At 66.6% G+C, this 23,180-nt stretch carries 26 protein-coding genes; 20 read left to right on the forward strand and 6 right to left on the reverse strand.

Translation table 11 applies throughout. From position 1 onward, the window contains the following. Positions 1-31 precede the first annotated feature (31 nt). The 14 genes from C0V78_RS10690 (at position 32) to C0V78_RS10755 (ending at position 11,841) form a co-directional block, all read left to right on the forward strand. The gene (locus C0V78_RS10690) at positions 32-694 is read left to right on the forward strand and encodes a hypothetical protein (protein ID WP_254049891.1); all 663 of its coding nucleotides are present in this window, start codon (positions 32-34) and stop codon (positions 692-694) included. Further along, entirely contained in the window at positions 691-1,995 is a 1,305-nt protein-coding gene (locus C0V78_RS10695; protein ID WP_101797701.1) for a hypothetical protein, read from the forward strand. Before C0V78_RS10690 ends, C0V78_RS10695 begins: the two co-directional genes overlap by 4 nt. Positions 1,996-2,009: 14 nt before the next feature. Beyond that, positions 2,010-2,966 (forward strand): MoxR family ATPase, encoded by a 957-nt coding sequence (locus C0V78_RS10700; RefSeq protein WP_173843432.1) that lies wholly within the window; start codon positions 2,010-2,012, stop codon positions 2,964-2,966. A 53-nt stretch (positions 2,967-3,019) separates the two neighbouring features. Continuing rightward, positions 3,020-4,309 (forward strand): DUF58 domain-containing protein, encoded by a 1,290-nt coding sequence (locus C0V78_RS10705; RefSeq protein WP_101798319.1) that lies wholly within the window; start codon positions 3,020-3,022, stop codon positions 4,307-4,309. Next, complete coding sequence (locus tag C0V78_RS10710) at positions 4,309-5,349, forward strand: stage II sporulation protein M (protein WP_101797703.1); 1,041 nt, start codon at positions 4,309-4,311, stop codon at positions 5,347-5,349. Before C0V78_RS10705 ends, C0V78_RS10710 begins: the two co-directional genes overlap by 1 nt. Then, the gene (locus C0V78_RS10715) at positions 5,346-6,263 is read left to right on the forward strand and encodes an RDD family protein (protein ID WP_101797704.1); all 918 of its coding nucleotides are present in this window, start codon (positions 5,346-5,348) and stop codon (positions 6,261-6,263) included. Before C0V78_RS10710 ends, C0V78_RS10715 begins: the two co-directional genes overlap by 4 nt. Further along, positions 6,260-6,727, forward strand: coding sequence for a GNAT family N-acetyltransferase (locus C0V78_RS10720; protein WP_101797705.1), 468 nt, complete (start codon positions 6,260-6,262; stop codon positions 6,725-6,727). The genes C0V78_RS10715 and C0V78_RS10720 overlap by 4 nt, the downstream gene beginning before the upstream one ends. 5 nt (positions 6,728-6,732) lie before the next feature. Further along, complete coding sequence (locus C0V78_RS10725) at positions 6,733-7,245, forward strand: GNAT family N-acetyltransferase (RefSeq protein ID WP_101798320.1); 513 nt, start codon at positions 6,733-6,735, stop codon at positions 7,243-7,245. 42 nt (positions 7,246-7,287) lie between these two features. After that, entirely contained in the window at positions 7,288-7,683 is a 396-nt protein-coding gene (locus C0V78_RS10730; RefSeq protein ID WP_144039880.1) for a hypothetical protein, read from the forward strand. 37 nt (positions 7,684-7,720) lie between these two features. After that, positions 7,721-8,788 (forward strand): hypothetical protein, encoded by a 1,068-nt coding sequence (locus C0V78_RS10735; RefSeq protein ID WP_101797707.1) that lies wholly within the window; start codon positions 7,721-7,723, stop codon positions 8,786-8,788. Positions 8,789-8,855: 67 nt separating this feature from the next. Next, complete coding sequence (gene ispG, locus C0V78_RS10740; RefSeq protein ID WP_101797708.1) at positions 8,856-9,980, forward strand: flavodoxin-dependent (E)-4-hydroxy-3-methylbut-2-enyl-diphosphate synthase; 1,125 nt, start codon at positions 8,856-8,858, stop codon at positions 9,978-9,980. A 43-nt stretch (positions 9,981-10,023) separates the two neighbouring features. Further along, positions 10,024-10,548, forward strand: coding sequence for a TIGR02281 family clan AA aspartic protease (locus C0V78_RS10745; protein WP_101797709.1), 525 nt, complete (start codon positions 10,024-10,026; stop codon positions 10,546-10,548). A gap of 31 nt (positions 10,549-10,579) precedes the next feature. Continuing rightward, the gene (locus C0V78_RS10750; protein WP_101797710.1) at positions 10,580-11,077 is read left to right on the forward strand and encodes a GNAT family N-acetyltransferase; all 498 of its coding nucleotides are present in this window, start codon (positions 10,580-10,582) and stop codon (positions 11,075-11,077) included. Between the two features lie 98 nt (positions 11,078-11,175). Continuing rightward, positions 11,176-11,841, forward strand: a complete 666-nt coding sequence (locus C0V78_RS10755; protein WP_101797711.1) for a murein L,D-transpeptidase catalytic domain family protein — start codon at positions 11,176-11,178, stop codon at positions 11,839-11,841. Between the two features lie 57 nt (positions 11,842-11,898). Here C0V78_RS10755 and C0V78_RS10760 read toward each other — a convergent pair whose 3' ends face one another. Continuing rightward, positions 11,899-13,347: a L,D-transpeptidase family protein gene (locus tag C0V78_RS10760; protein WP_254049892.1), complete on the reverse strand. Its 1,449-nt coding sequence runs from the start codon at positions 13,345-13,347 to the stop codon at positions 11,899-11,901. Between the two features lie 105 nt (positions 13,348-13,452). On the opposite strand from C0V78_RS10760, the gene C0V78_RS10765 reads away from it, so the two are divergent. From C0V78_RS10765 to C0V78_RS14955, 6 genes are all read left to right on the forward strand, one after another. Next, a complete protein-coding gene (locus tag C0V78_RS10765; protein WP_101797712.1) occupies positions 13,453-14,346 on the forward strand; it encodes a DMT family transporter in 894 nt (297 codons plus the stop codon). Between the two features lie 169 nt (positions 14,347-14,515). After that, positions 14,516-17,188 (forward strand): aconitate hydratase AcnA, encoded by a 2,673-nt coding sequence (acnA, locus tag C0V78_RS10770; protein ID WP_101797713.1) that lies wholly within the window; start codon positions 14,516-14,518, stop codon positions 17,186-17,188. 148 nt (positions 17,189-17,336) lie between these two features. Beyond that, positions 17,337-17,594: a hypothetical protein gene (locus C0V78_RS10775; RefSeq protein ID WP_101797714.1), complete on the forward strand. Its 258-nt coding sequence runs from the start codon at positions 17,337-17,339 to the stop codon at positions 17,592-17,594. A 55-nt stretch (positions 17,595-17,649) separates the two neighbouring features. Then, complete coding sequence (locus C0V78_RS10780) at positions 17,650-18,165, forward strand: rhodanese-like domain-containing protein (RefSeq protein ID WP_101797715.1); 516 nt, start codon at positions 17,650-17,652, stop codon at positions 18,163-18,165. A 175-nt stretch (positions 18,166-18,340) separates the two neighbouring features. Next, on the forward strand, positions 18,341-18,664 hold the full coding sequence (locus C0V78_RS14950; protein ID WP_158241536.1) for a hypothetical protein: 324 nt from the start codon (positions 18,341-18,343) through the stop codon (positions 18,662-18,664). Positions 18,665-18,706: 42 nt separating this feature from the next. Further along, positions 18,707-19,267 carry a hypothetical protein gene (locus C0V78_RS14955; protein ID WP_158241537.1) on the forward strand — a complete coding sequence of 187 codons (561 nt, stop codon included), beginning with the start codon at positions 18,707-18,709 and terminating at the stop codon, positions 19,265-19,267. 505 nt (positions 19,268-19,772) lie between these two features. On the opposite strand, the gene ruvB is transcribed toward C0V78_RS14955, so the two are convergent. From ruvB to C0V78_RS10810, 5 genes are read right to left on the reverse strand one after another with little or no spacing between them, the layout of a single operon-like run. After that, positions 19,773-20,801 carry a Holliday junction branch migration DNA helicase RuvB gene (gene ruvB, locus C0V78_RS10790; RefSeq protein ID WP_101797716.1) on the reverse strand — a complete coding sequence of 343 codons (1,029 nt, stop codon included), beginning with the start codon at positions 20,799-20,801 and terminating at the stop codon, positions 19,773-19,775. Next, entirely contained in the window at positions 20,798-21,397 is a 600-nt protein-coding gene (ruvA, locus tag C0V78_RS10795; RefSeq protein ID WP_101797717.1) for a Holliday junction branch migration protein RuvA, read from the reverse strand. The genes ruvB and ruvA overlap by 4 nt, the downstream gene beginning before the upstream one ends. 52 nt (positions 21,398-21,449) lie before the next feature. Beyond that, on the reverse strand, positions 21,450-21,920 hold the full coding sequence (gene ruvC / locus C0V78_RS10800) for a crossover junction endodeoxyribonuclease RuvC (protein ID WP_101797718.1): 471 nt from the start codon (positions 21,918-21,920) through the stop codon (positions 21,450-21,452). Positions 21,921-21,963: 43 nt separating this feature from the next. Beyond that, a complete protein-coding gene (locus C0V78_RS10805; protein ID WP_101797719.1) occupies positions 21,964-22,707 on the reverse strand; it encodes a YebC/PmpR family DNA-binding transcriptional regulator in 744 nt (247 codons plus the stop codon). Between the two features lie 58 nt (positions 22,708-22,765). Next, positions 22,766-23,083: a heavy metal-binding domain-containing protein gene (locus C0V78_RS10810; protein WP_101797720.1), complete on the reverse strand. Its 318-nt coding sequence runs from the start codon at positions 23,081-23,083 to the stop codon at positions 22,766-22,768. Between the last annotated feature and the right edge of the window lie 97 nt (positions 23,084-23,180).

The following is a 23,180-nucleotide window of genomic DNA, read 5'->3' on the forward strand; positions in this document are numbered from 1 at the left end:
AAGCCGGCGCGCGCCGTGCCACCAAGCATGGGTGTCTGGCGCGTCATCGGCCATTGAAGGTTCTGCGGCAAGCCATGCCGGGCGTGACTGGGAACAGTTGCGCAAGGCTGCCGACATCCAGTTCTCCCCGATAGAGGCAAAGCCCAAGCCTCCGCCAGAACTGCCCGCCTGGCTTAAGGCGATCGGCGATTTCCTCGAATCACTGCTGCGGCCGCTGGGCGAAGCGCTCGGCCTGTCGTGGCCGGTGCTGCAATGGGTGCTGGTCGGCATTGCCGTGCTCTGCGTGGGCCTGCTGGTCTGGCGGATCATCGCCCCCCTGCTTGAAGGCCGCCTGCCCAGGCCTGCTGCGGCAGAGGTGCCCGAATGGATGCCGGATCGCGGCGCGGTGATGGCCCTGCTGGAAGATGCGGACCGGCTGGCGGCGGAGGGCCGCTTCGACGAGGCAACGCACCTTCTGCTGCAACGATCGATCGGCGAGATTGCCGAGGCCCGGCCCGACTGGCTGCACCCCGCCACCACGGCGCGCGAAATCGCGGGCAATGCTGCCCTGCCAGAGCGGGCGCGGGCGGCCTTCGCCACCATCGCTGCCCGGGTCGAGCGCAGCTTCTTCGCCCTGATCCCGCTGGGGGCCGAGGACTGGCAGGCCGCGCGCGCTGCCTATGCCGATTTTGCGCTTGGCGGCATCCGGACATGAGCGAGCCATTGCCCGAAGTGGGGGCAAGCCCCTTCAATCCCCGGGTGGTGCTGGGAATGGTGCTGTTCGGCGTGGCGGTCTTCCTCGCGCTGCTGTGGATGATCGGCGCGGGCATGACGCAGGGCCCGGCGAACAACGGCGGCGCCCATGTCGGCGGCAAGGGGCTGACGGGTTATGCCGGGCTCTCGCAACTGCTCGAAAAGCAGGGCTACGCCGTCAGCCGCGTCCGCAACGAGGATGGGCTGAAGGGGCCGGGGCTGGTCATCCTGACGCCGCCGCACGAGGCGAACGGCAAGGACGTGCTGCGCATCATCGCCGATCGCCGGTTCGTCGGCCCGACGATCCTTGTCCTGCCCAAGTGGCGCGCCGTCCCGGCCAGCATGCTCAACCTCGACGAGGGTGCCGCCAAGGACGGCTGGGTCGCCATCGACGATGCCGACCTGCCGCACTGGCCCAAGGAGCTGGAAGGTTATGACATCGCGCCGCGGGTGGAAAAGGGCACCGCTGCCGGCACCTGGCGCGGGCTGGGGCGCAGCGGCGCGCTGCCTGATAAGCGCTTCCAGCATATCGGGGGCGAATACCTTGTCCCGCTGGTTGCCGATGCGGGCAATTCGATGCTGGCCGCCTATGTGCAGGACGATGGTTATTATCCCGATCTTGCCGCCGCCGCCGGGATCGAAAGCTATGGCGAGGATGAAGGGCTCTATCCGCTGGTCGTCGTTGCCGAGCCCGACCTGCTCAACAACTGGGGCATGGCCGACAGCCGCCGCGCCATGCTGGCGCTCGACCTGATCGAAAGGGCGAGCGCCGGGCGGCGCGGGCCGGTGGCCTTCGACATGACGCTGAACGGCTTCAAGGCGTCGGCCAACCTGCTGACCCTTGCCTTCCGGCCGCCCTTTGTCGCCGCGACGATCTGCCTGCTGATTGCCGCGCTGATTGCCGGCTGGCGCGCGTTCCGCCGCTATGGCCCGCCGCATGTGCCGGGGCGCGCCATTGCCTTTGGCAAGCGCGCGCTGGTGGCCAATTCGGCAGGGTTGGTGCGGCGTTCGGGCCGTCTGCACCTGCTCGCCGCGCCCTATGCCACCCTGCTGCGCGAGCGGGTGGCAAGAAAGCTCGCCCTGCCGCGCCATGCCGATGCCGAAACCACCGAGGCCGCCATCGACCGGGCGCTTGCCGCGCGCGATCCCGCTGCCATGCCGTTTTCCATAGCCGCCGCGCAGATGCGCGCCGCGCGCCGTCCGGCCGATCTGCTGCGCGCCGGGCGCACTCTCTATTCGCTTGAAAGGACGCTGAAACGATGAGCACCGCCGCAACCATGCCGCTGGCCGATGTAAGCCGGCTTGCCCATGCGATCCGGTCGGAAGTGGCCAAGGCGGTGGTCGGCCAGACCGAAATGGTCGATGCCCTGCTGATCGCGCTGATGGCGCAAGGCCATGTCTTGCTAGAAGGCCCGCCGGGCACGGCCAAGACCTTCCTTGCCCAGTGCTTCGCCGCGACGCTGGGGCTCGATTTCGGCCGCATCCAGTTCACGCCTGACCTGATGCCCGGCGATATCCTGGGTTCGAACCTGTTCAACTTCCAGACCAGCCAGTTCACCCTGACGCGCGGGCCGATCTTTTGCGACCTGCTGCTGGCCGATGAAATCAACCGCACCCCGCCCAAGACGCAGGCCGCCCTGCTGGAGGCGATGCAGGAACGCCGCGTCACCCTGGACGGCGAGGTCCATCCCCTGCCCGCGCACTTCATGGTCGTGGCGACGCAGAACCCGATCGAAAGCCAGGGCGTCTATCCCCTGCCCGAGGCCCAGCTTGACCGCTTCCTGTTCAAGCTGCTGATCCCCTATCCCAGCCCGGAGGAAGAGGCGCGGATCGTCACCCGCTTCGGCGAACGTGCCGGGCCGCTGCGGCTGGCCGATTTCGGCGTCAGCACCGTCACCGATGCGACCACGCTGAATGCGGCCGCGCAGGCGGTGAAGCAGGTGACCCTGGCCGAAAGCGTGGTCGATTACATCGTCCGGCTGGTGCGTGCGACGCGCGACAGCGCCGATCTTGCATCGGGGGCCAGCCCCCGCGCGGCGGTGCTGCTGGCCAATGCAGCGCGGGCCCGCGCCGCGCTCGACGCGCGTGACTATGTGCTGCCCGATGACGTGAAGGCGCTCGCCACGCAGGTGCTGCGCCATCGCCTGCTCTTGTCTCCCGCGGCGGAGATCGAGGGCAAGCAGGTCGAAGCGCTGGTCGAGGACCTTGTCGAGCGGACCGAGGCGCCGCGTTGAACCTTCCCTTCTCCCCCGGCGGATCGGGCATGGTGCCCACCGTGCGCGCGGCCATGCTGGCGGCGCTCGCGGCCCCGGTGGCGCTGGTCGTCGCTGCGGCGGCACCGGCGGCATGGGTGGCCGTGCCGGCGCTGGGGCTGACCCTGCTGGCGCTGGTCCTGCTCGATGCCTGGGCCGCTGGCCCCTGCCACGGGCTGCGCCTGATCGCGCCGGGTGACTGCGAGGTGGGAGAAGAAGCGCGTATCGCCGTGATCGCTGACCTGCCCGGCAGCGTCACCGGCCGGGCCGATGTCGCGCTGTCGCTTGATCCGCGGCTTGCCGATGGCGGAAGGCTCGATATCCGGCTGCGGCGCGACGGGGAAACCGGCACCTGGCAGGGCGGGGCGCTGACCGTTCCCAGCCGGCGCGGCACCGGGCTGATCGACAAGGCGTGGCTGCGCTGGACCGGGCCGCTGGGCATCGGTGCCCGCCAGCGCGAGGTTGACCTGGCCGAGGCGCTGCGCGTCTGGCCCAACCTTTCCACGGTGCGCTCTCCTGCCTTGCAGGCCTACCTTCGCGATTCGCAGTTCGGCCTGATCGCGCGGCGCATGCGCGGCGAAGGCACCCAGTTCGAGGCGCTGGCCGAATACCAGCCAGGAATGGACCGCCGCCGCATCGACTGGAAAGCCTCTGCGCGGCACATGCATCTCTATGCCAAGGAGTTCGAGAACGAGCGCAACAACCAGATCGTCTTCGCCTTCGATTGCGGGCAGTCGATGTGCGAACCCGTAGCTGGCCTGCCGCGCATCGATCGCGCAGTCTCGGCCGCGCTGGCCACGGCCTATGTCGCGTTGAAGGGCGGAGACAGGGTCGCGCTTTACGGATTTGCGGCAAGGCCCGAGATCTTTACCCCCTTCGTCGCTGATGCGCGCGATTTCCATCGCCTGCAACGCGCCGCGGCCGGGCTCGATTACCACGCGCAGGAACCCAATTTCACCCTCGCCCTGGCCTCGCTGGCCGGGCGGCTGGCGCGCCGTTCGCTGATTGTCATCTTTTCCGATTTCACCGACCCGACCAGCGCCGAACTGATGATCGAAAGCGTTTCGCGTCTGGTATCGCGCCATGTCGTGCTGTTCGTCGCCATGTCCGATGCCGAGCTGGAAGAGATCGCCGAAGCCGAGCCTGAAGGGCTGGGCGAACTGGCCATGGCGGTCTCTGCCGATGGCCTGCTGCGCCAGCGCGCCGTGGTGCTGCAGCGGCTGCGCCAGATCGGCGTCGATGTGGTCGAAGCGCCGTGGAACCATATCGGCATGGCGGTGATCGACGCCTATCTGAAGATCAAGCGCGGCGGGAGGATCGGCTGATGGCAGGCACGCTTTCCACGGCATCGGGTGACCGCGCGATCGAGGCTGCAGCGCTGCGTTCCGACCGCTTCCGGCTTGAGCGCGAGGCGGACTGGATGCGGCTCGAAGCGATTGTCCGCCGCATGGAGGCCAACCGACTCGGCAAGATCCCGGACGAAGACCTGCTGGCCCTGCCGGTGCTTTACCGCACGGTCGCCTCCAGCCTTTCGGTTGCGCGCGAAACCTCGCTCGATGCAGCCACTCTGGCCTATCTGGAGGGGCTGGTGCAGCGCGCCTGGTTCCTCGTCTACGGGCCACGCACCGGCTTCGCCGCCTGGCTGCGGCGGTTCCTGGGCGGCGGCCTTCCGGCAGCCGTACGGGCGATCTGGTTCGATATCCTGATTGCGCTGGCGGTGATGGTGGCCGGTGCGGCGGTGGGCTGGCTGCTCGTCGCTTCGGACCCTTCGTGGTACTATTCGCTGGTCCCCTCGCAATTCACCGACGCGCGCGTCCCCGGGGCCAGCCGCGAGGTGCTGCATGACACCCTGTTCGGCAACAAGGATGAAGCGGCGCTGTCGGTCTTTGCCGCTTACCTGTTCAGCAACAACGCGCAGGTTTCGATACTCGCATTCGCGCTGGGCTTTGCCTTCGGCATCCCTTCGCTGATGCTGCTGGTGCAGAACCTTGCCACGCTGGGGGCGATGATGTGGCTCTACCACGGGCAGGGGCTGCTGTGGGATTTCGGCGGCTGGATTTCCGTCCATGGCACGACCGAGCTGTTCGCGATCCTGCTGGCCGGCGCCGCGGGGCTGCACATCGGCCGGGCCATCGCCTTTCCCGGCAGCCGGGCGGTGATGCAGGCTGCGGCGGAAGCCGGGCGGCGGGCGGCAACGGTGATGGCCGGGGTCGTGCAGATGCTGGTGGTGGCGGCCATGCTGGAAGGCTTCGCCCGCCAGCTCGTCGATAACACCGCAGGCCGTTATACCATCGGACTGTCGATGCTGGCGATCTGGTGCGGCTATTTCTTCGGCCTGCGCCGCAGCGATGCGGGGGCGGCATGAGCGCCCTTTATCCGTCTCTGACTGCGGGGCGCGAGCGGGTGCTGGTAACGCCCGAAGGCATTGCCATGAAGCTCGTCGTCGCCAGTCGCGGCGCGCGCTTCGGCGCCCTGGCGCTGGACCTGGCGATCATAGCCATGCTGCAGATCGGCACGACGCTGCTGCTGTTCTACATTGCCGGCGGGGTCTTCGAACTGGGCACCAAGGCCCTGGAGAAGAGCGCGGCAGGCAGTGCCCTGCAGTTCCTCGTGATCCTGTGGTTCGCCGCCATGTTCCTGTTCCGCAATGCCTACTTCATGTTCTTCGAACTTGGACCGCGCGGGGCAACCTGGGGCAAGCGCGCGGCGGGCATCCGCATCGCCAGCCGCGATGGCGGGCGGCTGACGCCGGAAATGGTCCTGGCCCGCAATCTGCTGCGCGACATCGAACTGTTCCTGCCGATCAGCTTCCTGCTTTCCGCTTCGGGAGGAGACATGGGCGCGGCGGGCATTGCCGCTGTCGCCTGGTTCCTCGTCTTCGTGCTGTTTCCCTGTTTCAACAAGGATGCCCTGCGCGCCGGAGACCTGATCGCGGGGACCTGGGTGGTCGAAGCGCCGCGGCGGCGGCTCGAATCGGTGATGTCCACCACCCGCGCCGCGCAGGAGGGCACCAGCGTCACCACCGGCGCGGCCTATCGCTTCGGCGAGAAGGAACTGGCGGTCTATGGTGAATACGAACTCCAGACGCTTGAGCGCGTGCTGCGCGAAAATCGCCATGAAGCCCTGGTTACCGTCCACGAGGCGATTTGCCGCAAGATCGGCTGGGATCCGGGCGCGGGCGATGAATATGCCTTCCTCGAGGCTTATTACGCCCAATTGCGCGCGCGGCTGGAGCGCAACATGCGCATGGGCGTGCGCAAGGCGGACAAGTGGGGATGACTGTCGGCCTGCGCCTTGTCGAGGATGACCTGTCCGGGCCGGAGATCGTCGCCCTGCTCGAGCTTCATCTGCGCGAAATGCACGCCTGGTCGCCGCCCTGTTCGGTCCATGCCATGCCGGTGGAGCGATTGCGCGAGAACGATGTCACCTTCTGGTCGGCCTGGGATGGCGATCGGCTGGCCGGTTGCGGCGCGCTCAAGCAGATCGATGCGCGGCATGGCGAGATCAAGTCCATGCGCGCCCATCCGGATTACCGGGGCAAAGGCGTTGGCCGCGCGATCCTGCTGCACCTGATCGGCGAAGCCCGCGCTCGCGGCTATGACCGGCTCAGCCTGGAAACGGGCGCGCCCGCACCCTTCGAGCCGGCGCGCCGGCTTTACGCGGCGAACGGCTTCGCGCTATGCGGCCCCTTCGCCGACTATGCCGAAGACCCCTTCAGCGTGTTCATGACGAGGGTGATTTGACCGACCTGATCCTGCGGCCTGCGGGCAGCGCCGATGCCCCCGCCCTTGCCCGTCTCGGCCGGGACAGCTTTGTCGCCAAGTTCGGCGACATGTACCGACCGCAGGACCTTTCTACCTTCCTTGAGGAGGCCTACTCCGAGGCAGCGATTGCCGCAGAGCTCGCCAATCCGCAGCGGCTTTACCACCTGGCAGAACGCGATGGCGCGCTGGTTGGCTATTGCAAGCTCGGCCTCGTTTGCGGCTTTCCCGAACATGCGCGCGGAAAGCACGTGCTGGAACTCAAGCAGCTCTACACCGCACCCGGGCAGACCGGTGGCGGCATCGGCAAGGCGCTGATGGACTGGGCCATGGCGGAATTCGCCGCGCGCGGTGCCGATGAGGTGCAGCTTTCGGTGTGGAGCGGCAACGAAGGCGCCCAGCGGTTCTATGCCCGCTACGGCTTTGCCAAGGTGGCGGACGTCACCTTCCGCGTCGGCGAGCAGCTTGACGAGGAATTCCTCTTTGCCCGCTTGATTTAGCGCATTTACCCGGCGGCGCAGCAGGGCTAGGGGCAGCGCATCGTGACCAGCCGGCTTCGCCAGTTTCCCCCTGTATTGCGCCTGCTGGCGGTCATTGCCCTGCTGATCCGCGCCGCGGTGCCTTCGGGCTGGATGCCTGTTGCGCAGGATGGCGGCATTCACATTGCCATCTGTTCCGGCTCCGGCCCGATGGAAATGGTGCTGTCGAAGGATGGCACCTTGCAGCGCGAGGGTGCGCCGCAGGTTCCGCAGGCGCCGCGCGATCCCTGCCCCTATGGCGTTGCTCCGGCCATGGCCTTCGATGTGCCTGCGCCGGTCCTGCTGCCGCCTCCGCCGCTGGTCCAGCCGGAAGCCCATGCCCGAGCGCAGGCCTTTGCCGCCCGCAGTTTCCCCCGCAGCCTCAGGCCGCCATCGAGGGGCCCGCCTGCCCTCGCTTGATCCCACACTGTTTCAACGATCAAGCGAGTATACCAAAATGAATTTCAAGACGTTCGGCAGCGCGCTTGCGCTGCTTCCGGCGCTGTGCGCCATGCCCGCCGCCGCCCAGGATGCCGCCGATGCGGAAATTGCCGTCACCGGCGTGCGCCCCGATGCCCACGGTCCTGCCGGGACCATGGCAGACCATGTCCACAAGCAGGGCGACTGGATGTTCGGCCTGATGTGGATGCATGAAAGCTATGGCGGCACCAACCGCGCCGGCACCACGCCGGTCACTCCGGCGCAGATCGCCGCCGCTGGCTACACGGTGCGCGATTCGGCCATGACGATGGACATGGCCATGCTCCACGTGATGTATGCGCCCAATGACCGGGTGACGCTGATGCTCGTGCCCAGCTGGATGCGCATGGGCATGACGATGGAAGGCCTGCCGGCGACCGGCATGGGCGGGAGCATGGGCAGCCACGGCGCGCATATGCTGATGCCCGGCCAGACCATGTCGCACAGCGTGGAGGGGATCGGCGATACCCAGTTCGGTGCGCTGGTTTCGCTCTCGCGCCGGCCGCAGCTTTCCGCCCATGCCGGCCTGATGGTCTCCGCCCCCACCGGCAGCGTCAGCCGCCGCAATGCTTCGGGAGCCTATGTCCACTACATGATGCAGGGCGGATCGGGCACCTGGGACCTCAATCCCTCGTTCACCCTGCACGGCACGACCTCCCACTTCGGCTGGGGGGCGCAGGTCGCCTACCTGTTCCGGGCAGAGGATGCGAACAAGAGCGGCTTCCGCTTTGGCGACCGCTTCACCGCCACGGCCTGGGCGAGCAAGCCGGTCACCGGCAACCTCTCGCTTTCGGCGCGGCTGGCCTTCAGCGAGGAAGGCACGATCAAAGGCCATTACAACGGCGCCCACGGCCATGCCTCGCCGCCCGACCTTCAGGGCAATTATGGCGGCACCCGGCTGGACGCCGGGATCGGCGCGAACCTGATCGTCGCCAGGCGGGTGCGGCTGGGCGTGGAAGCCGCCGTGCCTATCCATCAGGACCTTAACGGCATCCAGCTGCCGCGCCGGTTCAGCGGCAACGTTTCGGCCAGCCTGATGTTCTGAGCCGAAGCGCCTTTCCGGGAGCGGCGGGGGTTTGCCCTTGCCGCTTCCGGACCCTATATGCGCGGCCATGTCCTCGGTTCGTCCCTGGCGCGATATCGCGCGTCGTCAATGCCGCCAGATCATGGTCGGTTCGGTGCCCATCGGCGGCGATGCGCCGATCGCGGTGCAGACCATGACCAACACCCTGACTTCCGATGCGAAGGCGACGATCGACCAGATCCGCCGGTGCGAGGAAGCCGGGGCCGATATCGTCCGCGTCTCGTGCCCGGACGTGGAAAGCACCGCGGCCTTCGGCAAGATCGTCAAGGCCGCACGGGTGCCGCTCGTTGCCGACATCCATTTCCACTACAAGCGCGCGCTCGAAGCCGCCGATGCCGGCGCTGCCTGCCTGCGGATCAATCCGGGCAACATCGGTTCCAGCGAGCGCGTTGCCGAAGTGGTGCGCGCCGCCAAGGCCAACGGTTGCTCGATCCGCATCGGGGTGAACGCCGGCAGCCTGGAAAAGGACCTGCTGGAAAAATATGGCGAGCCCTGCCCCGAAGCGCTCGTCGAATCGGCGCTCGATCATATCAAGCTGCTGCAGGACCATGACTTCCACGAATACAAGGTGGCGGTGAAGGCCAGCGACGTGTTCCTTGCGGTCGCCGCCTACATGGGCCTGGCCGAAGCGGTCGATTGCCCGCTGCACCTGGGCATTACCGAGGCGGGCGGGCTGATCGGCGGCACGGTGAAAAGCTCGATCGGCATCGGCAACCTGCTGTGGGCCGGGATCGGCGACACGATCCGCGTCTCGCTCTCTGCGGAACCCGAAGAAGAAGTGCGCGTCGGCTTCGAGATCCTCAAGAGCCTCGGCCTGCGTACCCGGGGCGTCCGGGTCGTCTCCTGCCCCAGCTGCGCGCGGCAGGGCTTCGATGTGATCCGCACGGTGGAAGCACTGGAAAACCGCCTGAGCCACATCAAGACGCCGATGAGCCTCTCGGTGCTGGGCTGCGTCGTCAACGGTCCGGGCGAGGCGCGCGAGACCGACATCGGCATCACCGGCGGCGGCAACGGCAAGCACATGGTCTACCTTTCCGGCGTCACCGACCACCATGTGTCAAGCGAGGCCATGCTCGATCACATCGTCGAACTGGTCGAGGCCAAGGCGGCGGAGTTGGAGGCGGCTTCGGCGGCAGCCGCAGTGACCGCCTGAGGACATTTGCAAAATCCTAACCGGGCGCGTGCAAGCTCTCCCGGTGAACCGACTGATGTTCCTCGCGCTTTCGGCTATCGCCTCGATGATGCTCATCGCGCAGTTCGTCGCGCCCGGGCGCGATCCGGCGCCGATGCCGTCCACAGGCGCCATGGCCGTGACGAAAGGCGGCGGTGGTTTTGCCGATGAGCCCGGCGATCCGGGAGAGACCGTGATCGCCCGCGATTCGTCCGGCCAGTTCCACCTCAAGGCGCGCCTCAACGGTACCGAGGAGGCTTTCCTTGTCGATACCGGGGCCGATGTCGTGGCCCTGACGATCGATGCCGCGGAAAGCGCGGGGCTGCCGGTCGATCCCACGAACTTCGAACCGCTGATGCAGACCGCATCCGGCACGGGGCACGGCGCGCGGTTCCGGCTTGATGACTTCGAAGTTGCGGGCAAGCATTTCCGCGATGTCGAAGTGGTGGTGATGGAAGGACTGGAGACGAACCTGCTCGGCCAGTCGGTGCTCCGCAAGTTCGGCAAGGTGGAGCTGCGCGGCGATCGCATGGTAATCTCGCGCGATTGAGCCTGCCGCAGCGATCCCCTATCGGCGGCGAATGACGATCACGCTCCGCCCGGCCCTGCCGCAAGACCTGCCGACCATCGCCGCCTTCATCCGCGAACTGGCTGAATACGAACGCCTGCTCGATGCCGTGCGATTCGATGAGGCGGTGCTTGGCGAAAAGCTGTTCGGCCCGCGGCCTTATGCCGAGGTCCTGATTAGCGAGCTGGACGGGCAGGCGCAGGGCTTTGCCTTGTTCTTCCATAACTTTTCGACCTTCGAGGGGCGGCCGGGCATCTATCTTGAAGACCTGTTCGTCCGGCCGGCTGCACGGGGCCACGGGCTGGGTAAGGCCCTGCTGGCCCGCCTTGCCGAACTGGCGATTGAAAGAGACTGCGCGCGGCTGGAATGGTCGGTGCTCGACTGGAATGCTCCGGCCATAGGATTCTACGAAAAGCTAGGCGCAAGGCCGCTTGATGACTGGAAAATCATGCGCCTCGATGGCTCATATCTCGCTCAACTCGGCGCAGCTGCGCGCTTTTCCGCCGATTGAGTCTGGCGAATCGGTCAAGCGATGCTTAACTTGGCACCTGTATGTCGGGGGTCATGAATCGTCGAAACGTCCTTGCGGGATGTCTGGCTTCGGGAGCGATGCTCGCGCCGGTATCGCGTGCGCTCGCCCAATCGCTCGAAGGGGAGTTCGACAAGGCTTTTGGCATGGGGGCCAATCCTGCGCCGGTGCCGGTCGAACCCGCGCCCGTAGTTCCCTCCCTGCCGATGCAGACGGCCTCGAACCCGGCCTATGACGCACGGCTGCTGGAAATTGCCCGTCGCGAGATCGGCCGTGCCGGCAATCGCCTGTGGCGCACCGATATCGTCGGCATCGCCGATTTCGCCCGCCCATCGACGCTGCCGCGCTTTCACTTCGTGAACCTTGAGGCGGGCCGCATCGATTCCTTCCGCGTCACCCATGGTCGCGGGTCCGATCCGGAGCATTCGGGCTTCCTCCACAGCTTCTCCAACGTGCCGGGATCGGAAGCCACCTCGCGCGGGGCCTACGTCACCTGCGAGTGGTACTACGGCAAGTACGGCACCTCGATTCGCCTGGAAGGCATGGACCGCGACAATTCGAATGCGCGCGAACGCGCCATCGTCATGCATCCGGCTGCCTATGCCGCGCCGGAACATATCGCCAGGTTCGGCAAGCTGGGCCGCAGCGAAGGTTGCTTCGCCATGTCGCCGGGTGATTTCACGCAGGCTCTGGCCCACCTTTCCGGCGGGCGCCTGCTCTATGCAGACCGCATCTCGCTGACCTGACCGGCCCGGCTGCGACTGGCAGGGGAAGGGCCGCAACCCTTCCCGCCGCCATTGTCCTTACAACGGATTGTCGAGCTTGATCACCGCTTCGGTGCTCTTGCGCTGGCCGGTCTTCATCTGACGCGGCGCTGCCAGGCTGGCGAGCACGGGCGCATCGCGGCCATAGATATCCGGAAACGCCTTGAGCGTGCCGTCGATCGAGCGGGCATAGGTGAAGTAGCCGATATAGACCGGCATCTGCCGCTTGGACATCGGCACCTTGGTGTACTTGCCCGAGGCGCTGATCTCCGCCGCTTCGTCACCGGTCTTGCCGCCACCGATGATCGCCATGGCAATGGCCAGTTCGGAAGCGCGCTCGGTGCGGACGCAGCCATGGCTGAGCGCCCGGTTGGCCAGGTTGAACAGGCTGCGGTTGGGCGTATCGTGCAGGAAGATCGCATGCGGGTTGGGCATGTCGAGCTTCATCAACCCCAGCGCGTTCTTCGGCCCCGGCTGCTGGACGACGGTGATCATGCCGTCCGAACCGCGGCTGACGGCATAGCCTTGCGCGCGTGCCGAAGCGGGATTGGCCAGCAGCTGCGCGCCCAGTCCTTCGCCCTTGACGATGGATTGCGGCACGGTCCACGTCGGGTTGAAGACCACGCCCTCGACCAGTTCAGCCAGCTGCGGCGTTGCCGTGCGACCGGGCTTGCCGACGATGGTGCGATAGGTGCGCACGATCGTGTCCTTGCGCACCAGGCGCAGCTGGTATTCGGGTACGTTGGTGATCAGGTAATATTCGCCAAGGTCGCGGCTGAACCAGCGCCAGCGGTCCATGTTGGCCCGGATGGCATTGCGCGTCTTGGCATTGGTCGCCTCTGCCAGCGCCTGCTTGAGCGCGGCATAGTCCGGATAGGTCGGGCTGAGTGCAGCCAGCGTGCCGGCCACGTCCCCGCTTTCCAGGGCGCGCTTCATCACCGCCTCGGTCGGGTTGACGTCCATGTCCTTGTCAAAGGCGAACCACTGCACGCGGGCCTTCATCGGCGTGCGGCCATCGCGCAGGTCTTCGGTCAGCCAGGTGAAGCTCTTGCTCGCCTGTGCGTCCAGCTCTGCCCCCTCGCCCTTGGCGATGGCGGCGCGCAGCGCGGCGGGCTGGTAATCGGCGGGCGTCAGGCCTTCATCGTCGATGGATTCGATGACCGCCGCGAGCGCCTGGGCCTGGGCCAGCGGCCAGCGCATGACCGGATTGGGGTTCGGCACCGGCGGGGTGACGACCGCCGTGGTCGAAGGCGTGGCCGTCGGCGAGACGGCAGGTGCCGGGGCGGCCGGCTGCGGTGCCGGGCTCGTCGCGACAGGCGCGGGCGAGATCACCGGCTGCGCGGTTTGCGCACTGGCGGCGAACGGCAGGGCGGCCAGGGCCAGTCCCGAAACAATGCCGAGGTTCGCCAAGCGAAGAGTCTTCATCGATACCTTCCTGTCAGCCGGGCCGCGCATCGCGGCGGCTATTGCCGTTACGATTGCGCTCATGCCCTTTCCCGTCCGCCGCATCAACACTTCGCGGCTTACAACACGCTGAACGGAGTGGGCGGCAGTGTACTGGCCAGCGGACCCTGGCCTCTCTATGGCGAGCCCATGTCGCGCAGCCACCCGCTCATGCCCTTTATCTCCGTCACGCTGGGTATTGCCCTGTTCAGCCTGATGGACGCGCTGATGAAGGGGGCCTCGATGGCCGTCGGGGCCTATTCGGCCATGCTGGTGCGTTCGGTCTTCGGCGTGGCGATCATGTGGCCGCTGTGGCGCTGGCGCGGGGGCACCATGCCCGATCGCGAGGCCTTGAAGCTGCACGCCCTGCGCGGCGCAATCAGCGCGGGCATGGCGACGACCTTCTTCTGGGGGCTGGTGCGGATGCCGCTGGCCGAAGGCATTGCCATCTCGTTCATCGCCCCGCTCATCGCGCTGTACCTTTCCGCGGCGATGCTGGGCGAAAAGGTGACGGGGCGGGCGGTGCTCGGCTCGCTGCTCGGCCTGTGCGGCGTTGGCGTGATTGCCGCCGGGCAGATCGGCGCGCGCGAGATGGGGCCGGATGCCGCAGCGGGCATTGCGGCGGTGCTGCTTTCAGCCGTGCTCTATGCCTTCAACCTGATCTACCAGCGCAAGCAGGCGCAGCTGGCCAGCCCTTCGGAAGTGGCCCTGTTCCAGATGGCCTTTTCCGGCTTGTTCCTGGCGGTGCTCGCGCCCTTGCTGCTTGTCCTGCCGGGGGCGGAAACGGCGCTGGGCATTGCCGGAAGCGCGGCTTTGGCGGCCGTATCGCTGATGCTGCTGTCGTGGGGCTATGGCCGGGCAGAGGCGCAGGCCCTGCTGCCCATCGAGTATTCCGCGTTCATCTGGGCCGCGCTGTTCGGCTGGCTGATCTTCGATGAAGCGGTAACCGCGGCGACGCTCGGCGGGGTGGTTTTCATCGTCTTCGGCTGCTGGATCGCGGCGCGGCAGCGCCCCGGCGAACACAACGAGCAGACCGCGCTATAACGATATTGCCCCAATCTGCCCGTTCGGTGGCTTTCGGGCCGCTTGTCCCCTTGACGCGCGGCGCTTTCGCGCGCATCGGCCACGCCGAAACAGGGCCTTGCTGCAGCTGCGAAGCGCACGTTCCCCCGGGGCCCGATTGGTATCAAGGCGCATCAGGAGACACGCGGCTATGACCCAGGTCGGACAGGACACGCTCGGCACTCGTTCCACGCTGAACGTGGGCGGCAAGGAATACGCTTACTACTCGCTCGCAAAGGCAGCGGAAAAGGTCGGTGACGTCAGCCGCCTGCCCTTCTCGATGAAGGTGCTGCTCGAAAACCTGCTGCGCTTCGAGGACGGCGGCTTCACGGTCTCGACTGCCGATATCCAGGCCGTGGCCGATTGGCAGAAGAACCCCAAGGAATCGACCAACGAAATCCAGTACCGCCCGGCGCGCGTGCTGCTGCAGGATTTCACCGGCGTGCCCTGCGTGGTCGATCTGGCCGCCATGCGCGATGCCATCGCGACGCTCGGCGGCGATACCAGCAAGATCAACCCGCTGGTTCCCGTCAACCTCGTGATCGACCACTCGGTCATGGTCGACGAATTCGGCCACCCCAAGGCTTTCGAGGAAAACGTCGAGATCGAATACCAGCGCAACATGGAGCGCTATGACTTCCTCAAGTGGGGCTCCAAGTCGCTCAACAACTTCTACGCCGTGCCCCCGGGCACCGGCATCTGCCACCAGGTGAACCTTGAACACATCGCCCAGGCTGTCTGGACCTCCAAGGACCAGTCGGGCGCCACGGTGGCCTATCCCGACACCTGCGTCGGCACCGATTCGCACACCACCATGGTCAATGGCCTTGGCGTGCTGGGCTGGGGCGTCGGCGGCATCGAGGCCGAAGCCGCGATGCTCGGCCAGCCGGTTTCGATGCTCGTCCCCGAAGTGGTCGGCTTCAAGCTGACCGGTACGCTCAAGGAAAGCGTTACCGCCACCGACCTGGTGCTGACCTGCACCAACATGCTGCGCAAGCATGGCGTGGTTGGCCGCTTCGTCGAATACTACGGTCCGGGCCTTGCCGGCCTGACGCTGGCCGACCGTGCGACCCTGGCCAACATGGCCCCGGAATACGGCGCCACCTGCGGTTTCTTCGGCATCGATGAAAAGACGCTGGACTATATGCGCCTCACCGGCCGCGATGAAGACCAGATCGCCCTGGTCGAAGCCTATGCCAAGCAGCAGGGCTTCTGGATCGATCCCTCGGTCGAGCCGGTCTTCTCCAGCACGCTGGAGCTCGACCTCGGCACCGTCGTCCCCTCGCTCGCCGGTCCCAAGCGCCCGCAGGACCGCGTTTCGCTGCCCGACGTCGACGATGTCTTCGCCGCCGACATGGCCGAAACCTACAAGAAGACCAACGCCCGCGTTCCGGTCGAAGGCAAGGACCACGATATCGGTGACGGCGACGTGGTGATCGCCGCCATCACCTCGTGCACCAACACCTCGAACCCGGGCGTGCTGGTTGCCGCCGGCCTTGTCGCCAAGAAGGCTGACGAGCTGGGCCTCAAGCCGAAGCCGTGGGTCAAGACCTCGCTCGCTCCGGGATCGCAGGTCGTCACCGACTATCTCGAAAAGGCGGGCCTCCAGAAGCACCTCGACAATGTCGGCTTCAACCTGGTCGGTTACGGCTGCACCACCTGCATCGGCAATTCCGGCCCGCTGGCCGAGCCGATCTCGAAGGCGATCAACGAAAACGGCCTCGTCGCCGCGGCCGTGATCTCGGGCAACCGCAACTTCGAAGGCCGCGTCTCGCCCGACGTGCGCGCCAACTTCCTGGCTTCGCCGCCGCTGGTTGTCGCCTATGCGCTGAAGGGCACCGTGATCGAAGACTTCGTCACCACCCCGATCGGCAAGGGCTCTGACGGGCAGGACGTGTTCCTCAAGGACATCTGGCCGACCAACGACGAAGTGTTCTCGACCATGGCGAGCTGCATGGACCGCGCCATGTTCCAGGCCCGCTATGCCGACGTCTACAAGGGCGACAAGCACTGGCAGGCGATCAACGTGACGGGTTCGGAAACCTACCAGTGGCGCGCCGGTTCGACCTATGTCGCCAACCCGCCCTACTTCGAAGGCATGACCATGACCCCGGCCCCGGTCACCGACATTGTCGAGGCCAAGCCGCTGCTCATCCTGGGCGATTCGATCACCACCGACCACATCAGCCCCGCCGGCAACATCAAGGCTGACAGCCCCGCCGGCCAGTGGCTGATGGAGCATCAGGTCGCCAAGGCGGACTTCAACTCCTACGGTGCGCGCCGTGGCCACCACGAAGTGATGATGCGCGGCACCTTCGCCAACATCCGCATCAAGAACGAGATGGTCCCCGGCATCGAGGGCGGCATGAGCCGCTTCGGCGACGAGGTGGGCGCGGTCTACGACGTTGCCATGAAGCACAAGGCCAACGGCACGCCGATGGTTGTCGTCGCCGGCAAGGAATACGGCACCGGCTCCAGCCGTGACTGGGCCGCCAAGGGCACCAACCTGCTCGGCGTGCGCGCCGTGATCGTCGAAAGCTTCGAGCGCATCCACCGCTCGAACCTGGTCGGCATGGGCGTGCTGCCGCTGCAGTTCAAGGAAGGCGAAACCCGCCAGACGCTGGGCCTCGATGGCGACTGCTCGTTCACGATCAAGGGCGTTGCCCAGCTCAAGCCGCGCCAGGACGTGGAAGTCGAAGTCACCCGCAAGGATGGCTCGAAGTTCACCTTCACTGCGCTGTGCCGCATCGATACCGCCAACGAGGTCGAGTACTTCATGAACGGCGGCATCCTGCACTACGTGCTGCGCAAGCTGGCCGCCTGATCGCGCCGCATAATGCATCAGCGGGGCGGGAAGTTTCGGCTTCCCGCCCCGTTTGTTTTGGGGCCTGCGGTCAGGCCGTTCGCCCGGTCTTGCGGCGAGGACCAACAGAGGGTTTCAGCTTTCGCTCTCGCTGGTCTAGACGAGCCCCATGCTTGAACTGTTCATCGAAGCTTGCGGCTGGATCGCGGCCCTGCTGATCCTGGGCTCCTACATCCTCGTGTCGATGGGCCGCCTCTCCGGCCAGTCGCGCGCCTACCAGTGGATGAACGTGGTTGGCGCTGCGGGCTTCGTCGTCAATTCCGGCTGGCACGGGGCGATCCCGTCGACTGCGCTGAACGTCGTCTGGCTCGCGGTGGGACTGGTGACCTTGTGGCGCATCGCCAGCGCGCCCGTTCAGCGCGGATAAAGGCCTGCGCGCCCAGCCTTTCCTGCCTCGTTCACGGAAGCAGGAGGGAAAATCCATGAAGCTTGCGCTTGCGGCAACCGCGCTGCTGCTGGCGTCCTCGCTGCCAGCCGTGGCCAAGGTGCCGGCCAACCCGCAGATCGACTACCAGGGCTTTGCCGGCCTGGTCGGCAATCTCGCCAAGGTGCGCGAAAAGCACCGCCTGCCCTGGGCGGAATTCGCCCGCCGCGCCCGCGCCGAAGGGGCCTTGCTGCTCGATGCGCGCTCACCCGCTGCTTTCGCGCGTGGGCACCTTGAAGGGGCGGTGAACCTGCCCTTTTCGGATTTTACCGCCGAGGCGCTGGCCCAGGTCATCGGGCCTGACCGGCAGCGGCCGATCTACATTTATTGCAACAACAACTTCCGCGACAATCGCGCGCCCGTCGTCACCAAGGCCGCGCCGCTGGCGCTGAACATCCCGACCTTCATCAACCTGCACGGCTATGGCTATGCCAACGTGTGGGAACTGGCCGACGTGATCGGCACCGGCGATCCGGGCGTGGCCTGGATTTCGCAAGGCGTGCGCCCGCGATAAGAAAAGGGCGGCCCGCGAAGGCCGCCCAGTTCATCCCAGGAACGGGAATATCGTTCAGTCGGCCTTGGCCTTTGCCTTGGCATAGCGACGGCGACCGGCAAGGGTTGCGGCAGCCGCGCCGAACAGGATCAGCATCGGCGGCGCCGGCACTTCGTGGCCGCCCGAGCTGCTGGAAGTGGAGCCACCCGAGCTGCTCGAGCTCGAGGAGGACGAGCTGCTGGAGCTGCTCGACGAGCCGGACGTCGAACCGGAAGTGGAGCCCGAGGTCGATCCGGAGGTAGAGCCGCTGCTGCTGCCCGAGGACGAACCGCTCGACGATCCCGACGAGGAACCGCTGCTGCTTCCCGAGCTCGATCCCGAGGAGCTGCCCGAGCTGGAACCCGAAGAAGAGCCGGAGCTGCTGCCCGAAGAGCTGCCGCTCGACGAACCCGAACTGGAGCCCGATGAACTGCCGCTTGAGGAACCTGACGAGCCCGAAGATCCGCTGGTTCCGCCGTGATGGCCGCTGGAGCCGCCATGGTGACCGCTCGAAGTGCCGGGCTTGCCGCCGGTCGAACCGCCCGAGCTGGAGCCCGAGGAGCTGGACGACGATGAGGAAGACGAGGAGCTCGACGAGGACGAGCTGGAGGAGCTGGTCACGCCGCCGGTCGAAGTCGAGACATTGCCCGAGGACGTGCTGACGTTACCCGAGGAGGTGCTGACATTGCCCGAGCTGGTCGAGGTCGAGGTGGAAACCCCGCCGGTCGACGTGCTGACGCCGCCGGTGGTCGTCGAGGTGGAGCTCGATCCGCCAGTGGTGGTGGAGCTGAACCCGCCGGTCGAGGTCGACCCGCCCGTGGTCGTCGAAGTGGAGGTGAAGCCGCCGGTGGAGCTGGAGGTCGATCCGCCCGAAGTCGACGTCGAGCTGCCGCCCGAACCGCCTGAGCTGGTCGAGGTGGAGCCGGTGCTGGTCGAGGTGATGACCACCGAACCGCCGCCCGAGCTGCTGCCACCGAAGAACCCGCCAAAGAATCCGCCGCCGAAGCCGAAGCCACCCGAGCCACCGATTACCACCGTGCCGCCCGAACCGCCGGAGGGCAGCGGGGGAAGCGGCGGCATGTAGGGCGCGGCCATCGGCACCATCGCCATCTGCGGCTGTTCGCAGCAAGTGGTGCGCTTGACGATCCGGCGCACGCGCTTGACCTTGCGCGGCTCGCTGCGGACCACGTAATACCGCTTGGCCTTGGGCGCGCCCTTCACCACGCGGGTTGCCGTGCCCTTGGCGTGCTTCACATATTGGGGGTTATTGGTCTTCGGGGCTTCCGCCACGTGCACCGCACCACCGCCAACCAGCGCACCGCCAGCTGCCGCGACAGACAATTTTGCGAGGGCCGTTCGAATCGACATGGTCTTCTCTCTCGTCCTGGTGGCCTGACGCCCGGCGGGAAGGAAAACGCCCTCCGGACCATGCCCCTGTGGATGCAGAAACGCAGAGAGCCCGCCTTACGACAATCGTGTTAACCGTCCTTTGCGTCCCGATTCACGAAAAATTCGGCACTTTACCGGGTCTTGGCGCAGACCTGTCCCGAATTGGAACCGTTTGAGGCGGCAGAGGTTACCGCGCTGCCCTATTTGCCCTGATCGAACAGGCCGGTCTGGCTGCCGGAAGGGGGAATCAGCCCCAGATGCTGCCAGCCCCGGTCATTCAGGCAGCGCCCGCGCGCCGTGCGAGCGATCAGGCCCAGCTGGATCAGGTAGGGTTCGATCACGTCCTCGATCGTATCGCGCGGCTCGGAAAGGCCGGCGGCGAGCGTTTCCACGCCCACCGGCCCGCCCTTGTAGATGTCGGCGATCATGGTGAGGTAGCGCCGGTCCATCGCGTCGAGCCCCAGGGCGTCGACCTCCAGCCGGGTCAGCGCGGCATCGGCCACCTGCCGCGTCACCAGCGCATCGCCGCCGACATGGGCAAAGTCGCGTACCCGGCGCAGAAGCCGTCCGGCAACGCGCGGCGTGCCGCGTGCCCGGCGGGCAATCTCGCGCGCGCCTTCGGCATCCATGGCCATGCCCAGCAGGCTCGCCCCGCGGGCGACGACGTGTTCCAGTTCGGGCACGGTATAGAAATTGAGGCGCACCGGAATGCCGAAGCGGTCGCGCAGCGGCGTCGTCAGCAGCCCCTGCCGGGTTGTCGCGCCAACCAGCGTGAAGGGCGGCAGCGGCACCTGCACCGACCGCGCCGAAGGACCCTCGCCGATGATCAGGTCAAGCGTGCGGTCCTCCATCGCGGGATAGAGCACTTCCTCCACCTGGGGGTTGAGGCGGTGGATCTCGTCGATGAACAGGACATCGCCTTCGTCGAGATTGGTCAGCAGCGCGGCAAGGTCGCCCGCCTTGGCGATCACCGGGCCGGAGGTGGCGCGAAAGCCCACGCCCAGTTCGCGCGCAACGATCTGGGCCAGCGTCGTCTTGCCAAGACCGGGCGGGCCGAAGAACAGCACATGGTCCATCGCCTCGCGCCGCGCCTTCGCGCTCTCGATGAACACCCGCAGGTTATCCTTCGCCGCCGCCTGCCCGACGAACTCGGCGAGCGTTTTCGGACGCAGCGCCGCGTCGGCGTCCTCCGGCTGGCGGAGCGGGGTGAGGTGGGGGTTATCGCTCACCCCGCCGCCCTCTTGAGGCCGATCCGGATCAGGTCATTGAGGCTGGCGCCATCGCCCAGTTCCTCAAGCGCGCGGGCGACGGCTTCGGTTGCGACGTTGGGCTTGAAGCCAAGGTTCTGGAGCGCCGAGACGGCATCGAGGCTGGCCGAGCCTTTCGGCGCCGAGGCAATAGCGCCAGCTGCGGCGGAGGGCAGGCCGCCGGCCTTGTCCTTCAGCTCGTTGACGATGCGGCTGGCAAGCTTCGGCCCTACGCCCTGCGCGCGCGCCACCATGGCCGCGTCGCCGCTGGCGCAGGCGCGCTGCAGTTCGTCGATCGACAGGGCGGAAAGCACGGCGAGCGCCATCTTGCTGCCCACACCCTGCACGCCGGTCAGCAGGCGGAACCATGCCCGTTCCTCGCCGCTGGCGAAGCCGATCAGGCGCATGTCGTTTTCCGAGACCTGCAGTTCGGTATGGACCGTCACCCGATCTCCCCGCACACCCAGCGAATCCAGCGTCTTGGCGCTGCAATGGACGAGGTAGCCGACGCCGGAAACGTCGATGACCGCCCAGTCGGGACCGAAATCGTCGAGTGTGCCGGCAAGCTTGGCGATCATGGTTTGTTCCTATGGCAGGGAACGAATGGCGGCGCCAGAGGGCTTTTGCGCCCTATCCCCGGACGAGGTGCGCGTGGGCAATCGCCACGGCCAGCGCGTCTGCCGCGTCCGCCCCGGCAAGTTTTACCCCGGGCAGCAGCACGCCGAGCATGGCCTGGACCTGCGCCTTTTCCGCCCCGCCGGTGCCGACAATCGCCTTCTTGACCAGCCGCGTGGCATATTCGGCCACCGGCAGCCCGGCGCGCGCCGCAACCAGCAGGCAGACGCCGCGCGCCTGGCCGAGCTTGAGCGTGGATTGCGGGTTCTTGTTGACGAAGACTTCCTCCACCGCCGCCGCATCGGGCCGGTGGGCAAGGATCACGTCGGCCAGTTCTTGGTCCAGCGTGACCAGCCGTTCGGGCAGGCTGGCCCGCGGATCGGTTTTTACCTGGCCATTGGCGATGTGGGTCAGCCGGTTGCCGACTTTCGAGACGATGCCCCAGCCCGTGCAGGACAGCGAGGGATCGATGCCGAGGATCAGCATGGCAGCCCTTGAGGGCCGACCGCAAAGGGCCAGCCCCGGCTGGTCACCCCAGCTTCGCCATCACGTCGTCGGAGATCTCGTAATTGCCCCAGACGGTCTGCACGTCGTCATCGTCGTCAAGCACGTCGATCAGCTTGAGCAGGGTCCGCGCGGTGTCCTCGTCAACCTCGACCTTCAGGCCGGGCTTCCATGCCAGCTTCACGCCTTCCGCCTCGCCCAGCGACTTTTCCAGTTCGCGCGCGACGGGGTGGAGGTTTTCGACCGCAACCCAGATGGCGTGGCTTTCGGCATCGCTTTCGACATCGTCGGCGCCAGCCTCGATCGCGGCTTCCAGGACCTTGTCCTCGTCGCCCACGGAGCCGGGGTATTCGATCAGGCCCAGCCGGTCGAACCCGTGGCTCACCGCGCCGCTTGCGCCCAGGTTGCCGCCATTCTTGGAAAAGGCGGTGCGGACGTTGGTGGCGGTGCGGTTGCGGTTGTCGGTCAGCGCTTCGACGATCAGGGCCACGCCGCCCGGGCCATAGCCCTCGTAGCGCACTTCCTCGTAGTTCTCGCCGTCGCCCTTGCTGGCCTTTTCGATGGCGCGCTGGATATTGTCCTTGGGCATGGACTGCGCCTTGGCTGCGTTGACCGCGGCGCGCAGGCGGGGGTTCATGTCCGGATCGGGCATGCCCATCTTGGCGGCCACGGTAATTTCGCGGCTGAGCTTGGAGAACTGGGCAGAGCGCTTCTTATCCTGCGCGCCCTTGCGGTGCATGATGTTCTTGAATTTGGAATGGCCTGCCATGGGAACTGCCGTCAGCTAGGGTTTGGAATTGGACCGCCCCCTAGCCGAGACAGACAATTCAGACAACCACGGCCGTTCCCGAGCAGCTGACCATCAGCATCGTGCCGTTGGAGCCGAGCACTTCGTAATCGATGTCCACGCCGATCACGGCATTGCCGCCCAGCCGCTGGGCTTCGGCTTCCATCTCGGCAATCGCCTCGCGCCGGGCGCGTCCGAGCACTTCCTCGTAAGAGCCGGAGCGGCCACCGACGATGTCGCGGATGCCGGCAAACAGGTCGCGGAACAGGTTGGCGCCGACGATCACCTCGCCCGTGACGATGCCCTTGTATTCGCGAACCGGCTTGCCTTCGAGCACGGCAGTGGTGGTGACGATCATGGTCTCGTGTCCTTTCAAGGGCCTATCCCGCAGAACGAGATAGTTCGCCGCGGGCCTTGCACAAGGGCGGTTTGCCTGCGTTAACCTGTTCGCGATT

Source organism: Novosphingobium sp. TH158, assembly GCF_002855555.1.
GTDB lineage: Bacteria > Pseudomonadota > Alphaproteobacteria > Sphingomonadales > Sphingomonadaceae > Novosphingobium.

What these genes read in the sequence shown, in the direction of transcription:
- C0V78_RS10695 (WP_101797701.1), top strand. Translation starts at nt 691, where the DNA reads ATGAGCGAGCCATTGCCCGAAGTGGGGGCAAGCCCCTTCAATCCCCGG.
- C0V78_RS10700 (WP_173843432.1), top strand. Translation starts at nt 2,010, where the DNA reads ATGCCGCTGGCCGATGTAAGCCGGCTTGCCCATGCGATCCGGTCGGAA.
- C0V78_RS10705 (WP_101798319.1), top strand. Translation starts at nt 3,020, where the DNA reads ATGCTGGCGGCGCTCGCGGCCCCGGTGGCGCTGGTCGTCGCTGCGGCG.
- C0V78_RS10710 (WP_101797703.1), top strand. Translation starts at nt 4,309, where the DNA reads ATGGCAGGCACGCTTTCCACGGCATCGGGTGACCGCGCGATCGAGGCT.
- C0V78_RS10715 (WP_101797704.1), top strand. Translation starts at nt 5,346, where the DNA reads ATGAGCGCCCTTTATCCGTCTCTGACTGCGGGGCGCGAGCGGGTGCTG.
- C0V78_RS10720 (WP_101797705.1), top strand. Translation starts at nt 6,260, where the DNA reads ATGACTGTCGGCCTGCGCCTTGTCGAGGATGACCTGTCCGGGCCGGAG.
- C0V78_RS10735 (WP_101797707.1), top strand. Translation starts at nt 7,721, where the DNA reads ATGAATTTCAAGACGTTCGGCAGCGCGCTTGCGCTGCTTCCGGCGCTG.
- ispG (WP_101797708.1), top strand. Translation starts at nt 8,856, where the DNA reads ATGTCCTCGGTTCGTCCCTGGCGCGATATCGCGCGTCGTCAATGCCGC.
- C0V78_RS10750 (WP_101797710.1), top strand. Translation starts at nt 10,580, where the DNA reads ATGACGATCACGCTCCGCCCGGCCCTGCCGCAAGACCTGCCGACCATC.
- C0V78_RS10755 (WP_101797711.1), top strand. Translation starts at nt 11,176, where the DNA reads ATGCTCGCGCCGGTATCGCGTGCGCTCGCCCAATCGCTCGAAGGGGAG.
- C0V78_RS10760 (WP_254049892.1), bottom strand. Translation starts at nt 13,347, where the DNA reads ATGAGCGCAATCGTAACGGCAATAGCCGCCGCGATGCGCGGCCCGGCT.
- C0V78_RS10765 (WP_101797712.1), top strand. Translation starts at nt 13,453, where the DNA reads ATGTCGCGCAGCCACCCGCTCATGCCCTTTATCTCCGTCACGCTGGGT.
- acnA (WP_101797713.1), top strand. Translation starts at nt 14,516, where the DNA reads ATGACCCAGGTCGGACAGGACACGCTCGGCACTCGTTCCACGCTGAAC.
- C0V78_RS10775 (WP_101797714.1), top strand. Translation starts at nt 17,337, where the DNA reads ATGCTTGAACTGTTCATCGAAGCTTGCGGCTGGATCGCGGCCCTGCTG.
- C0V78_RS10780 (WP_101797715.1), top strand. Translation starts at nt 17,650, where the DNA reads ATGAAGCTTGCGCTTGCGGCAACCGCGCTGCTGCTGGCGTCCTCGCTG.
- ruvA (WP_101797717.1), bottom strand. Translation starts at nt 21,397, where the DNA reads ATGATCGCCAAGCTTGCCGGCACACTCGACGATTTCGGTCCCGACTGG.
- ruvC (WP_101797718.1), bottom strand. Translation starts at nt 21,920, where the DNA reads ATGCTGATCCTCGGCATCGATCCCTCGCTGTCCTGCACGGGCTGGGGC.
- C0V78_RS10805 (WP_101797719.1), bottom strand. Translation starts at nt 22,707, where the DNA reads ATGGCAGGCCATTCCAAATTCAAGAACATCATGCACCGCAAGGGCGCG.
- C0V78_RS10810 (WP_101797720.1), bottom strand. Translation starts at nt 23,083, where the DNA reads ATGATCGTCACCACCACTGCCGTGCTCGAAGGCAAGCCGGTTCGCGAA.